General features: G+C 72.2%; 12 protein-coding genes. 5 read left to right on the top strand and 7 right to left on the bottom strand.

From position 1 onward, the window contains the following. Window positions 1-230: 230 nt before the first annotated feature. Window positions 231-1,640: an amino acid permease gene (locus ACWPQI_RS11180; RefSeq protein WP_017681692.1), complete on the top strand. Its 1,410-nt coding sequence runs from the start codon at window positions 231-233 to the stop codon at window positions 1,638-1,640. Window position 1,641: 1 nt separating this feature from the next. On the opposite strand, the gene ACWPQI_RS11175 is transcribed toward ACWPQI_RS11180, so the two are convergent. From ACWPQI_RS11175 to ACWPQI_RS11155, 5 genes are all read right to left on the bottom strand, one after another. Continuing rightward, window positions 1,642-2,661: an Rv2578c family radical SAM protein gene (locus ACWPQI_RS11175; RefSeq protein ID WP_040271206.1), complete on the bottom strand. Its 1,020-nt coding sequence runs from the start codon at window positions 2,659-2,661 to the stop codon at window positions 1,642-1,644. Window positions 2,662-2,762: 101 nt separating this feature from the next. Next, the gene (locus ACWPQI_RS11170) at window positions 2,763-4,733 is read right to left on the bottom strand and encodes a 5-oxoprolinase/urea amidolyase family protein (protein ID WP_010595213.1); all 1,971 of its coding nucleotides are present in this window, start codon (window positions 4,731-4,733) and stop codon (window positions 2,763-2,765) included. Further along, window positions 4,730-5,386 (bottom strand): urea amidolyase associated protein UAAP2, encoded by a 657-nt coding sequence (locus ACWPQI_RS11165; protein WP_010595214.1) that lies wholly within the window; start codon window positions 5,384-5,386, stop codon window positions 4,730-4,732. Before ACWPQI_RS11165 ends, ACWPQI_RS11170 begins: the two co-directional genes overlap by 4 nt. A gap of 2 nt (window positions 5,387-5,388) precedes the next feature. Then, entirely contained in the window at window positions 5,389-6,219 is an 831-nt protein-coding gene (locus ACWPQI_RS11160; RefSeq protein WP_010595215.1) for an urea amidolyase associated protein UAAP1, read from the bottom strand. Further along, window positions 6,216-7,766 carry an amino acid permease gene (locus ACWPQI_RS11155; RefSeq protein ID WP_010595216.1) on the bottom strand — a complete coding sequence of 517 codons (1,551 nt, stop codon included), beginning with the start codon at window positions 7,764-7,766 and terminating at the stop codon, window positions 6,216-6,218. Before ACWPQI_RS11155 ends, ACWPQI_RS11160 begins: the two co-directional genes overlap by 4 nt. A gap of 198 nt (window positions 7,767-7,964) precedes the next feature. On the opposite strand from ACWPQI_RS11155, the gene ACWPQI_RS11150 reads away from it, so the two are divergent. From ACWPQI_RS11150 to ACWPQI_RS11135, 4 genes are all read left to right on the top strand, one after another. Then, window positions 7,965-8,642 (top strand): TetR/AcrR family transcriptional regulator, encoded by a 678-nt coding sequence (locus ACWPQI_RS11150; protein ID WP_474738801.1) that lies wholly within the window; start codon window positions 7,965-7,967, stop codon window positions 8,640-8,642. 35 nt (window positions 8,643-8,677) lie between these two features. Continuing rightward, entirely contained in the window at window positions 8,678-9,046 is a 369-nt protein-coding gene (locus ACWPQI_RS11145) for a type VII secretion target (RefSeq protein ID WP_048774315.1), read from the top strand. Then, a complete protein-coding gene (locus ACWPQI_RS11140) occupies window positions 9,043-10,236 on the top strand; it encodes a hypothetical protein (protein ID WP_010595219.1) in 1,194 nt (397 codons plus the stop codon). The genes ACWPQI_RS11145 and ACWPQI_RS11140 overlap by 4 nt, the downstream gene beginning before the upstream one ends. A gap of 254 nt (window positions 10,237-10,490) precedes the next feature. Beyond that, window positions 10,491-11,654, top strand: coding sequence for an amidohydrolase (locus tag ACWPQI_RS11135; RefSeq protein ID WP_017681341.1), 1,164 nt, complete (start codon window positions 10,491-10,493; stop codon window positions 11,652-11,654). Between the two features lie 64 nt (window positions 11,655-11,718). Here the strand turns inward: ACWPQI_RS11135 and ACWPQI_RS11130 are convergent, their stop codons facing one another. Further along, window positions 11,719-12,063, bottom strand: coding sequence for a DnaJ domain-containing protein (locus ACWPQI_RS11130; protein ID WP_048774317.1), 345 nt, complete (start codon window positions 12,061-12,063; stop codon window positions 11,719-11,721). Between the two features lie 269 nt (window positions 12,064-12,332). Continuing rightward, entirely contained in the window at window positions 12,333-12,638 is a 306-nt protein-coding gene (locus tag ACWPQI_RS11125) for a hypothetical protein (RefSeq protein ID WP_010595222.1), read from the bottom strand. Window positions 12,639-12,641 lie beyond the last annotated feature (3 nt).

The following is a 12,641-nucleotide window of genomic DNA, read 5'->3' as shown; positions in this document are numbered from 1 at the left end:
GCCGACTTTGCCCGGACGGCGTCCGTTAACTTCCCGTTAAGTCGGCCCGCGCGCGGCCCCGCCGACCGCCGGAAAACCCCAGGCCGTGGGCGCTCATCTGCCGTTTCGTCGAGCCTCGGACCCCTCGGCTTGCCGATGTGTCCATTACGGCGCCGGACGCGGAACCTCAGACTCAGGCAGTCGAGAGGTGCATCACACTCGATACCGAACCTGGTTGTGAAGGGGATCCCATGTCGAACAGTGCCGAACCCGGACTGAGGCACACGCTCCAGAAGCGACATCTGTCGATGATCGCGATCGCGGGAGTCATCGGTGCAGGCTTGTTCGTCGGCTCGGGCGCTGCGATCCGGGAGACCGGCCCCGGCGTGCTGGTCGCCTACGCACTCGCCGGGGTCGTCGTCGTGCTCGTGATGCGCATGCTCGGCGAGATGGCGGCGGCCAATCCGCAGACGGGGTCGTTCTCGGCGTACGCCGACCGCGCCATCGGGCGATGGGCCGGCTTCTCCATCGGATGGCTCTACGCCTGGTTCTGGATCATCGTGCTGGGCATCGAGGCGACCGCCGGCGCGGTCATCATGAACCGCTGGATGCCCGGCGTGCCCCAGTGGACGTGGGCGCTGGCGCTCATGATCGTGCTGACGCTGACCAACATCGCGTCGGTCAAATCGTTCGGCGAGTTCGAGTTCTGGTTCGCCGCGATCAAGGTGACGGCGATCGTCGCATTCCTCGTGCTCGGCGTCCTCGCGATCTGCGGCCTGCTGCCCGGCGTCGACACGCCCGGAATGAGCAATCTCACCGGTCACGGCGGCTTCTTCCCCAACGGGACGGGTGCCGTGCTCGCCGGCGTCCTCGTCGTGGTGTTCTCGTTCTTCGGAGCCGAGATCGCGACCATCGCCGCCGGCGAGTCCGCCAACCCCGCCGAGGCGGTGCGCAAGGCGGTGCGGTCGGTCGTGTGGCGGATCCTGATCTTCTACATCGGCTCGATCGCCGTCGTCGTCACCCTGCTGCCGTGGGACGACGCCTCGGTGGCGCTGAGCCCGTACGTGGCGGTCATCGACTCCTACGGCATCCCCGCGGCCGCCACCATCATGGACGTCATCGTGCTGACGTCGGTGCTCTCGTGCCTGAATTCGGGCCTGTACACCGCCAGCCGCATGATCTTCTCCCTGTCGCGCCGCGGGGACGCCCCGCCGTCGCTGGCCCGCATCGGGCGGTCCGGGGTGCCGCGCAACGCGGTTCTCGTCTCCACCGTGGTCGGATTCCTCACCGTGGGCCTGAACTACCTCTACCCCGAGACGGTGTTCCTGTTCCTGGTCAATTCCTCCGGCGCGATCGCGCTGTTCGTGTGGCTCGTCATCGCGGCATCGCAGCTGCGTATGCGGCGGTCCCTCGAGGCCCAGGGCCGGGAGCTGTCGCCGAAGATGTGGCTGTTCCCCTACCTCACCTGGGTCACCATTGCCGCGATCGTCGCGCTGTGCGTGGGCATGGTCGCCCTGGAGAGCACGCGCAGTCAGATGCTGACGTCCTCGGCCCTCGCCGCCGTCGTCGTCGGTGTCGGGATCTACCGCCAGCGCCGTCGTCCCGCGCCGTCGGTGGAAGCGAACGCCGACGTCGCCGTCCGGGTCCCGGAAACCACCTGATTCAGAACAGCGTGGGATCCGCCGGTGCGGTGCCCGGCCGCGGGGATGCCGCGGCCGGGCGCCGGTGCTCGGTCACGCGTGCGCCGAGTCCGTAGCGGGCCACCAGGGGATCCACGCGGCCCTTCAGCCACGTCCTGTACTCCGGCGAGACGTACGCGCCGCGGCCGTAGATCTGCCGATACCGCCGGATCAGGGCCGGATGTTCCCGGCCCAGCCACGACAGGAACCAGCCGCGGGTGGCGCCGCGCAGGTGCATCGGCAGCACCGTCACGCCGGTGGCCCCGGCGGCGGAGAGCGCGCCGAGCAGGTCGTCGAGGTGCCGGCTCGAGTCGGTGAGGCACGGGATGACGGGGGCGACCATGACGTGGCAGGGCAGGCCGGCGTCGCTGATCGCGCGGATCAGGTCCAGCCGCGCCTTCGGTGTGGGCGTGCCGGGCTCGATCTGCTGTTGCAGTTCGGGGTCGCCGATCGCGAGCGACACCGCGACCCCGACGTCGACCTGCCCGGCGGCCAGGGTGAGCAACGGCAGGTCGCGGCGCAACAGCGTGCCCTTGGTGAGGATGGAGAACGGGGTGCCGGACTCGGCGAGGGCACGGATGACACCGGGCATGAGCCGGTAGCGGCCCTCGGCCCGCTGGTACGGGTCGGTGTTGGTGCCGAGGGCGACGTGCTCGCGCTTCCACGACCGTCGGGCGAGTTCGCGGCGCAGGACCGCGGCGACATTGGTCTTGACGACGATCTGGCTGTCGAAGTCGCGGCCCGCATCGAGGTCGAGGTACTCGTGGGTCGGCCGGGCGAAGCAGTACCGGCAGGCGTGCGAGCACCCGCGAAAGGTGTTGACGGTGAAGCGGAACGGAAGCTGTGAGGCCTCGGGCGTCTTGTTCAGCGCGCTCTTGCACAGCACCTCGTGGAAGGTGATTCCGTCGAATTCGGGGGTCCGGACGCTGCGGACGAGCCCGGCCCGTTCGAGACCCGGGAGCGCGCCGTCGTCGACGTCGAGAGTCTGTGCCGCCCACCGCATGCAGACAGTCGAACATACGTGCTAATCGCAGTCAAGCGCAGGCGGCTGCGCCGCCGGTGTGCCCTTTGGGCTGTCCCAGCAGCCCAAAGGGCACACCGGCGCTATGCGCCTCCGGCCTCCCAGCGGGCACGTTCGGCGCCGAACGCCACCGACTGCACCCGCCGGAACGCGTCGATCGACGCGGCGTGGTCCGCGAGGAACCGCTCGTGCTCGGCGAGCGAGAAGGTGCCGTCGACGATCTCGACTCCCCCGCCCCGGCCGGCGGCGAGGTCGGCGCGCAGGTCCAGCAGTTCCTCCGGCTCGACGGGATACCAGGAGATCCGGTCGAAGAAGCGCAGCAACCAGGGCGTTCCCGCCTCGAACGGCCCAGCCGGCTGCGGATGCCGGTGGTTCCACACCTGCGTCGTGCGGCCGACGAACTGGTAGCCGCCCGGACCCTCCATCCCGTAGATGCACAGGTACGCCCCACCGATGCCGACGGCGTTCTCCGGCGTCCACGTCCGCGCCGGGTTGTACTTGGTCGTCACCAGCCGGTGCCGCGGGTCGAGCGGCGTCGCGACGGGCGCCCCGAGGTACACGTCACCGAGGCCGAGCACCATGTAGTCGGCGGCGAAGACGGTGTCGAACACGTCGTTCACCGAGGCGAGGCCGTTCATCCGCCGGATGAACTCGATGTTCCACGGGCACCACGGCGCATCCGCCCGCACCCCGTGCATGTACCGCTGGATGGCCTCACGAGTGGCCGGGTCGTCCCACGAGAGCGGCAGCCGCACCTGCCGGCTCGGCACCACGAGCTCGTCGCTCGCCGGGAGCTGCCCCTCCACGTCGGCGAGCAGGTCGAGCAGCGCCGGCACCGGCAGCACGTCGGGATCGACCTTGACCTGCAGCGACCGGATGCCGGGGGTGAGCTCGAGCAGACCCGCGGGGCGTTCGGCGTCGAGCCGCTGGTGCAGGGCGTGCACCCGGGCGCGCAACGCGAGATCGAGGGTCATGTCGCCGTACTCGACGAGGACGTTGTCGTCCCCGCTGCGCCGATAGGTCACCGGGGTGTCGCCGTCGCGACGGGCGAGCACGCCGTCGTCGCCGTCCCCACCGGGCGAGACCACCAGCGACAGCCCCGCCCGGCGGGCCACCCCCAGCGCCCGCCGCGACGCGGCGTGCTCGGCCCGGACCGGGACGAACCGCACCCGGTGCCCGGGGGCGAGCTGACCCAGCTTCCACCGCTCGGCCGCGACGACGGTGACGGGACAGACGAATCCGCCCAGACTCGGCCCGTCGGGCCCGAGCAGGATGGGGGTGTCGCCGGTGAAGTCGAGGGCGCCGACGGAGTAGGCGTTGTCGTGGATGTTCGACGGGTGCAGCCCCGCCTCCCCGCCGTCGGGCCGGGCCCACCGCGGCTTCGGCCCGACGAGCCGCACACCGGTGCGGTCGGAGTTGAAGTGCACCTCGTACTCGGTGGCGTAGATCGTGTCGATGTCGGTGCGGGTGAAGAACTCCGGGGCACCGTGCGGACCTTCGGTGACGGCGATGTCCCAGCGGGTGGTCATGGCCGGGACGTGCTCGGCGGGAACCGGGACCGCCGGGCCGCTCGCCGACTCCCCCACGACGAGCACGTCCCCCTCGGCGAGCGTCCTCCCCTCGTGACCACCGAACCGCCCGAGCGTGAACGTCGCTGCGCTGCCGAGGAACTCGGGGACGTCGAGACCACCCTGCACGAGTACGTACACGCGCAGCCCGGGGCCGGCGAGGGCTCCGACGTCGAGCACGCCACCGGCGGGGACGGTGACGGGGCGCCACTGCGGGACCACCGTGCCGTCCACCCGCACGGTCGCCGGGGCACCCGTGACGCACACCCGCGTGGCGTCGGTGAAGCGCAGTGCCGGCCCGGCCATGACGGATTCGAGACCGGGCGCCCCGTCGGGGTTGCCGAGCGAGGCGTTGCCGAGGCGGAACGACAGGTCGTCCATGGGGCCGGACGGCGGGACCCCGATCTGCCAGTAGCCGGTGCGTCCGGGGTAGTCCTGGACGGTGGTGAGCATGCCGGGCCGGTCGACGGTGATCTTGGTGGTCATGACGGGCAAGCCTCCGGTCGGGTGACGATCATCCGCACCTCGGTCGGGTCGAAACCGTTGCACGGGTTGTTGATCTGCGGACAGTTGGAGACGAGGACGAGCACGTCGCGGTCGGCGCGCAGTGCGAGGCGCTTGCCGGGGGCGGACAGGCCGTCGACGATGCCGAGGGTGCCGTCGGGGTCGACGGGCACGTTCATGAAGAAGTTGATGTTGGAGACGAGGTCGCGTTTGCCCAGGCCCCACCGGGCGCCTTCGGCGAGGAAGTTCTCGACGCACGCGTGCTGATGCTTCGTGTGGTGGCCGTAGCGCAGGGTGTTCGATTCCTGCGAGCAGGCGCCGCCGACGGTGTCGTGATTGCCGACCTCGTCGGCGACGAGGGTCATGAGGGCCTCGCCGTCGCCGGCGCGCAGCACGGATCCCGTGGTGAGGAACAGGTGTTGCTGGGCAGCGATCGTGGCGGGTGCGCTGTAGCGGACGGCGGTGTCGTGCGCGTCGTAGATCAGGGTGTCGACGGCCTGGTTGCCGTGCAGGTCGACGACGGTGAGCACGTCGCCGGCGGCGACGACGGCCGACCAGGGTCCGCGGGCGCCGGCGATCTCGTCGCGGATCACCGTCCCGGGCACGAGGGCGGGCAGGTCGAGGGTCGAGGTCATGATCAGTGCTCCGTTCCGGTGGCGGCGATCCAGGCGTCCTCGGTGTTGAGGACGGCGCGCCGGTATTCGGGGTCCGTGTTCGGCAGGGCGTCGAGGTCGCGCGGGGCGTGCCAGGCGAGCACTTCGAGGGTGGTGGTGGAGAAACGTGGCGCCGGGTCGAGGGGGTGGGCGGTGTTGGCGATCAGCGCGATGACCGGCAGGTGGATCAGCAGCTCGACGCAGGCTCCGGCCCCGGCGCTGCCGGTGCTGGTCAGCGCGCCGTCGCCGCCGACGTGCACGCCGTGGAAGAACGACAGCGACGGCGGGAGGTCGCGGGGGGCCAGGCCGTGCTTCGCCGCGGCGACGGTGAACAGCTCCCGACCCGCGGGCGCGTGCGAATGCAGGCTGCCCGCACCGTATTTCGTGGTGTTCCCGGCCAGGTGGGTGGTGCCGCACAGCGCGTCGTGCCGGCCGGAGGTGTCGGCGACGACGGTGGCGAGCACCCGGCCTTGGTCCGACAGCAGCGGATGTCCGACTCCGAGGTAGGCCTGCCACGGCACCTTGACGGTGTCGGCGACGTTGAGGCGCTCGTGCGGGGCGTCGGCGCGGAAGAGCAGCAGGTGGGCGCAGGCGGCGCCGTCGAGGTCGCGCAGGCGCAGCCGGGTGCCGCGGGCGAGGACCTTGGTGGTGTAGCGGCCGCCGGGCACGGTCTCGGCCCAGGTCATGGGGGCCGTGCGGCCGCCGGGTGGGGTCGGGTGCGCCGAGGCGGGGACGGTGGGCATGCCGGCGGTGACGGTGCCGGCCTGCGCTCGGGCGTGTGCCTTCGCGGCGCGGGTGGTCGCGGTGTCGGTCATGCTCGGGCTCCGATCGTGACGGGGTTCGGGTGCGCGGTGCGGCGCGGGAAGCACAGGGCGCCCAGGGCGACGACGGCGGCGACGGTGAGCGGCGCGGCCCACTGCAGCAGCGGCATGGTGCCGTCCGGGTCGAAGATCTCGGCGCGCGGCCAGGACAGGTTGATCACCATCAGCAGGCCGTACGCGACGGCGAGGACGTTGACGGGAAGACCCCATCGGCCGAGGGAGAACAGCGGGTTGCCGTCGGCGTCGGTCGTCGCGGCGTCGTGCGGCCGGCCGCGCAGCCGGCGCAGCAGCAGCGGGACGGTGACCATCAGGTAGGCGAGGTAGATGAGCACGATGCACACGCTCGACAGGGTGGCGAAGATCGCGCTGTTGCCCATGTTCACCGCGAGGATGCCGATGCACACCACACCGATCAGCACGGCCGGCGCGATGGGAGTGCCGGTGCGGGCGTTGACGTGCGACAGGACCTTCGACGCGGGCAGGCGCTCGTCACGGGCCATCGAGAAGATCAGGCGCGACGCGGCGGTCTGGATGGCCAGGGTGCAGATGAACACGGCGATGGCCACGTCGACGAGGAGCAGCGTGCCCCACGGCGAGGACAGGATGGCGCCGAGCACGTAGGGCAGGCCCTCGGCGGCGAGGCGACCGTCGGTGAGGCTGGGGGCGGCCATGAGGGCGCCGAGGATCATCAGGCCGCCGCCGATCGCGGAGACGGACAGGGCGAGGCGGATGGTGCGGGGGGCGACCCGCCGCGGGTTGCGGGTCTCCTCGGCGAGTTCGCCGGCCGAGCCGAAACCGACCATGACGTAGGCGGCCATGAGACCCGAGACGATCCAGGCCCAGCCGTACCCGGGGCTCGCCCCGGGCACGCCGGTGTCGAGGACGACCTGCGGGCCGCGGACGGCATGGGTGAAGAACATGCCGATCACGGCGACGACGCCGACGATCTCGCAGGTGACGCCGATGCTGTTGATCCGCGACATCCAGTTCACGCCGATGCTGTTGATGATCGTGGTGAGCACGAGCAGCACCGACCCGAGCAGGACGGCGTTGGCGGCCCCGGACGAGGAGGTCAGCGACGGGTCGTCGCCGATGATCTGGAATCCGCTCCAGACGGCCGGGAGAACCACCTGCAGGGCGATCGCGGCGGCCGCGGCGGTCACCATCTGCGCGAGGATCATGAACCAGCCGGCGAACCAGCCGACCACCTCGCCGCCCATCCGGCGGGACCACTGGTAGATCGCCCCGGAGATCGGGTAGCGCGCCGCGAGTTCGGCGAAGTTCAGGGCGACCGTGAACTGGCCGGCGAACACCACCACCCACGTCCAGAAGAAGGCGGGGCCGCCGAAGCCGAAGCCGAGGCCGAACAGCTGGAAGATGGTCGTGAGGATGGAGACGAACGAGAAGCCGGCGGCGAAGGAGGCGAACCTGCCGAGGTTGCGGTGCAGCTGTTGCTGGTAGCCGAATTCGCCCAGGTCGCCCGCGTCCTGGTGCGGGGCGGCCGGTGCAGCGGCAGCCGGCCGGGTGAGCGTCAGGCTCATGGCGGTGTCCGTTTCTGTGCGCGGTGCGGCGGCCGGATGACCGTCGAAAAACTGTCGAGTGACAGTTTTCGCGAGGCCACGTCTTGTCCGAATGACCGCGGCGTAACGAGTTCGTGACCGACGTTTCCACCGTGTGACGGTCTGCTCACCGCGCCCCCGCTCGGCCGCGGTCGCCGGATCTGTGCCATCGTCGACGGCGTGACCCATGCCCGCCCCGGACGCCCTCGACTGCACGGGCCACGCCGACCCGGTGCCACCGCACGCGCCGAGATCCTCGACGCCGCAGCGGAACTGTTCACCACCCGCGGATTCGCATCCACCTCGACGCGACTCGTCGCCGAGGCGGTCGGCGTCCGGCAGGCCTCCCTGTACAACCACTTCGCCACCAAGGACGACATCCTCGCGGCGCTGCTCGAGCAGACCGTCGCCCCCACCCTGTCGTTCTGCGAGCAGCTCGGCGACGACGCGCCGACCGAGGCACGGCTGTACGCCCTAGCACTGTTCGACACCGCACAACTCGTCACGGGACGGTGGAATCTCGGTGCGCTGTATCTGCTCCCGGAGGTCCGCACCGACCGGTTCGCACAGTTCCACGCCGCCCGGGCCGGTCTGCGCGCGTGCTACCGCCGGCTCGCGGTCACCGTCCTCGGCCCTCGCGCCGCCGGAGCCGAGGCCGACGATCCCCGGGCCGACCTGCCGTTCCGGTTGGTCGAATCCGCCATCAACACCCGGGCGGACGGGGGCAGGGACGACGTCGCCGACCTGCCGGAGGTGCTGGCGGAGGCGGCCCTGCGCGTGCTCGGGTTCACCGGCCCCACAGAGCCCGTGCGCGACGTCGCCCGCGCGCTCGTCGCCCGTGTCGCCCCCTCGAGTTAGAGTGCTGCGCACGCGAATCTGATTGGGGGGTCATCATGAGCGGTTTGTTCGACGCTGCCGGCTCGTTCTCGACGGGGGGCGGCGTCCGTGTCGTGCCCGACGGGGTGCGGGCGTTCGGCAGCACGTCCCTGCGCGCCGCGGAGGAGGTCGCCCGTGCGGGCGGAGTGGATCTGCAGGCGAATGTCTCGTCGCTGAGCCCGGCCATGGGCCTGATCGGTGCGGACTTCGTCGCCGCGTTCGCCGTCGCGCAGGGTGCACACACTCGCGCCGTCGCCCAGCTGGCGTACGTCTACGCCTCCGGCGGTGTCGCCGCGCACGACGCCGCCGCCCGGTACGAGGCGCTCGACGCGGCGACCGCCGCGGGTCTCGGCACGGCCGTCGCGGGAATCGGGGGCGCGCGATGACGGCGCAGGGGGCGCCGGTCGCCTCGCCCACCGTCCTCGACGCGCTCCGCGCGTCCCCTGCCGGCCCGGTCCTCGACCTGCCCCTGCCCGCGCCGGCCCCGGCCCCGCCGACGTGGTCGCCGGAATCCGGGCTCGATGCACTATCCGAGGTGCTGCAGTCGATTCCGGTTCCACCGGTGCCGGGAATCGACGAATTGCTGCGTCCCCTGCGCGATCTGGGCGACCTGTTCGGCACCGGGATCGTCGAGGCGCTCGACCCGTCTGCGGTGCTGCAGCAGTCGTCGCGGGTGCTCGAGGGCGCGGCGTCGCTGACGCGCACGGCACTGCATGCACTGCCGGACTCGTGGGAGGGGGCACCCGCCGAGGCCGCGCTCGACAAGGGTCGCCAGGCACAGCTGAGCGCGGTCGAGCTGGGCGAGCGGGGCGACGAGATCGGAGCGGTCACCCGCGCCGCGACCGCCAGTGTCGAGCGCGGCAACGTCGAACTCGGCGGAATCGCGCAGTCCTTCCTGGCGTTCGCCGCGGCGACGGCGCCCGTCGCGCTGACACCACCGGGACAGGTCGCGCTGCTCACAGCCGCCGCCGAGCACGTGTCCGCGGCGCTGGCGGTGGTCGCGCGTACCCGCGGCGAACTGCTCGGCCACACCGCGGCGATGAACGCGCTCGCCGCGCCGATCACCGTGCCTGCGCCCGTCGCCACGCCCGGCCTGCCCGCTCCGTCGGACGTCGCCGCGACCGCCACGAAGGCCGTGGAGATCGTCGCCGCGACCGGTGCGCCCGGCGATCTGCCCGCACAGACGCAGGCCGCGGCGTTCGCAGGCGGCACCGGACCGGCGACCCCGACGCTCGCCGCCGCCACCGCCCCGGCGAGCAGCGCGAGTGGCGTCGCACCGGGCGGGGGCGGTGTCTCGCTGGGCGCGGCAGGCGCGGCGGCCCTCGGGGGCGCGGTCGGCGGTCTCGGCGGCGCCCCGTCGAACCCCCGGTCCACCGCGACTGCTCCCGTGTCCACCGTGGCTTCGACCGCCCGTCATCCGCTCGCGGCCGCCCTCCCGGCCACCGGACGCGCGGACGACGACACGCCCCGGCGGACCCGTCCGGCGATCCTGGTGTCCGCGGCGAACAGCACCGCCGTGATCGGCGAGCTCCCGCCGGCGACGGCCCCGGTGATCGGGGGCGGTGACGACTGGTGATCCCCGGGTTCCCGTCCCGCCGGGGTGTGGGGCGGGAACCGGGCCTTTCGTGACCGGCGTGGCCGTAGCGGCGGTTCGGTGCGGGCATCGCCGTCGAGGTGGCGAGGGCGCCGAGTCCTGGGCGCGACGAGCACACGGCGTCACCGAACGCGAGAACCGGGACGTGGTCGCCCCGACCGTGGTGAACTGACTGACGAACCGGTCCCCTCTCGACCGGCCCGTAGTTGTCACCGACCCGACGGAGTTCTCGAGGGATGACGATCGACCACGACCGCGTCGTCGCCTGGCGACGGGACCTGCATGCCCACCCGGAGCTGTCGTTCGCGGAGTTCCGGACGACCGCGCTGGTGCGCGATCAGCTGGTCTCGCTCGGGCTGAGCCCGGTGACCCTGCCGGGGGGCACCGGACTGTGGTGCGACGTCGGCCCGGACACGAGCGAATGCCTCGCGCTGCGGGCCGACCTCGACGCCCTGCCGCTCACCGAGACCACCGGGTTGCCGTACGCATCGACCGTGGCGGGCGTGTGCCACGCGTGCGGGCACGATGCCCACACCGCGATGCTGCTCGAGGCAGCCACCGTGCTCGCGGCGGACCCACCCCCGCAACGGGTGCGGTTGATCTTCCAGCCGGGCGAGGAGACCACGCCGGGCGGCGCCCTCGAGGTCGTCGCGGCGGGTGGTCTCGAGGGGGTGTCCCGGATCTTCGCGCTGCACTGCGCCCCTCAACTCGAGGCGGGCAAGCTCGCCACCCGCGCCGGCCCGATCACCTCGTCCGGGGCCGTGCTCACGGTCCGGTTGTCCTCCCCCGGGGGCCATTCGGCCCGTCCGCATCTGACCGGGGACCTGATCCACGCGGCGGCCGTCCTCGTCACCGGTCTGGCATCGGTGCTCGATCGACGCCTCGACGCCCGTACCGCCACCGTCCTGACCTGGGGACGGGTTCGGGCCGGGCACGTCGGCAACGCCATCCCCGAGGAAGGCGAACTGGTGGGCACGTTGCGCAGCGCGTCGCACGAGACGTGGGCGACGGTCGAGCCCCTGGTGCGACGCAGCGTCGCCGAACTGCTCGCCCCCTACGACGTGGACCACGAACTGGAGTACGTGCAGGGCGTTCCGCCGGTGGTCAACGACCCCGAGGCGGTGGCCGAGATGCTCGCCGCGATCGAGTCCGTGGTGGGCCTCGAGAACCTCGCCGAGGCGGGACAGTCCAGCGGCGGCGAGGACTTCGCGTGGTATCTCGAGCACGTCCCGGGCGCGATGGCGCGGCTGGGGGTCTGGGACGGGACGAGTCCGCGGCACGATCTTCACCAGCCCGACTTCGTACTGGACGAACGAGCCCTGGCGCACGGGGCACGCACCCTGCTGGCCCTCGCCTACGGCGGAAAGCACGAACCCCGTACCCCTGACCCGAGCGAATGAACCGTGCGGCCGGACCGAGCGAGGGAGCGACGGGCTCCGCGAGACGCGCCCGTGCGTCGCGGGGTCACCGGTGGCGGCGGACGGGTCCGGCCCGGATGGGTGGATCGGCCGCGGGAGTCGGGTCCGGGCGGTGCACGGTCACGCGGACGGACCGCGCGGCGGACCGGGTGACCGGGCCGGCGCGGCGACGGTCGTACTCCGCGCGACGATCCGGGTCGCGCAGGACGGAATACGCCTCGACGATCCGGCGCAGTTCCTCGTCCTCGTCCGGGCCGTACGGGAGGGCCGGGTTGCGGAGGTCGGGGTGGTGCGCGCGCAGCTTGCGGCGGAAGGCCGCCGTGATCGCCGCCTGCCCGGCGGAATCGGAGACGTCCAGCACCGCGTAGAGATCGGGTTCGCTGCCGGACACGGCTGCGCCTCCTTCGTGTCGTCGTCGGCGGGTTCGCCCACGACGGACCGCTGCGGCCACAGGAGCGAACGCCCGGCGACCCACCTCGCGACGGAGAGGGTCGCCGGGCGTCGGCGATGAACGGGTGCGGCCCGCACTGGGTGTGCCGAGTACCGGCGGTGCGCCGACCGGTTCCGGCTGCGGGCCGGTGACCGGCTCGGCGCGTCGTGGTTGTCGTCCGGGCGGGCGGCACGCACGTCAGCGCCTCGCACTACTGCTGCGACGTCGCATCACCGTCCTTTCACGACGAGATTCCGGGGATCGTTTCCGGTACGACCCGGAGGAGAGCGCTGCGTGGCCACCACTTCCCCCGGGGCTCGCGTCCCGACTCGTCCGAGCGGTCCCCGGGAGCATGCCGCCTCGCGCGGAGGCCGGACTGCGGCGGCCCGGCATCCCGGGATGTCCACCGGCGATCGCGGCCGGGGCACCTCGAGCATGTCCAGCTCGAGTTCGAGCAGGAGCAGCTCGAGGTCCGCACCGTCGACGGGTTCTTCGGGCCCGACGAGCGGTTCGGCGATCAGGTCGAGTGCGTCCATGAC

Source organism: Rhodococcus sp. LMD, assembly GCF_056108245.1.
The sequence above is the reverse complement of the archived record's forward strand: the minus strand, read 5'-3'. Positions and strand labels throughout refer to the sequence as shown.

Coding starts and splice junctions, on each gene's coding strand:
- ACWPQI_RS11180 (WP_017681692.1), top strand. CDS start 231: ATGTCGAACAGTGCCGAACCCGGACTGAGGCACACGCTCCAGAAGCGA.
- ACWPQI_RS11175 (WP_040271206.1), bottom strand. CDS start 2,661: ATGCGGTGGGCGGCACAGACTCTCGACGTCGACGACGGCGCGCTCCCG.
- ACWPQI_RS11170 (WP_010595213.1), bottom strand. CDS start 4,733: ATGACCACCAAGATCACCGTCGACCGGCCCGGCATGCTCACCACCGTC.
- ACWPQI_RS11165 (WP_010595214.1), bottom strand. CDS start 5,386: ATGACCTCGACCCTCGACCTGCCCGCCCTCGTGCCCGGGACGGTGATC.
- ACWPQI_RS11160 (WP_010595215.1), bottom strand. CDS start 6,219: ATGACCGACACCGCGACCACCCGCGCCGCGAAGGCACACGCCCGAGCG.
- ACWPQI_RS11155 (WP_010595216.1), bottom strand. CDS start 7,766: ATGAGCCTGACGCTCACCCGGCCGGCTGCCGCTGCACCGGCCGCCCCG.
- ACWPQI_RS11145 (WP_048774315.1), top strand. CDS start 8,678: ATGAGCGGTTTGTTCGACGCTGCCGGCTCGTTCTCGACGGGGGGCGGC.
- ACWPQI_RS11140 (WP_010595219.1), top strand. CDS start 9,043: ATGACGGCGCAGGGGGCGCCGGTCGCCTCGCCCACCGTCCTCGACGCG.
- ACWPQI_RS11135 (WP_017681341.1), top strand. CDS start 10,491: ATGACGATCGACCACGACCGCGTCGTCGCCTGGCGACGGGACCTGCAT.
- ACWPQI_RS11125 (WP_010595222.1), bottom strand. CDS start 12,638: ATGGACGCACTCGACCTGATCGCCGAACCGCTCGTCGGGCCCGAAGAA.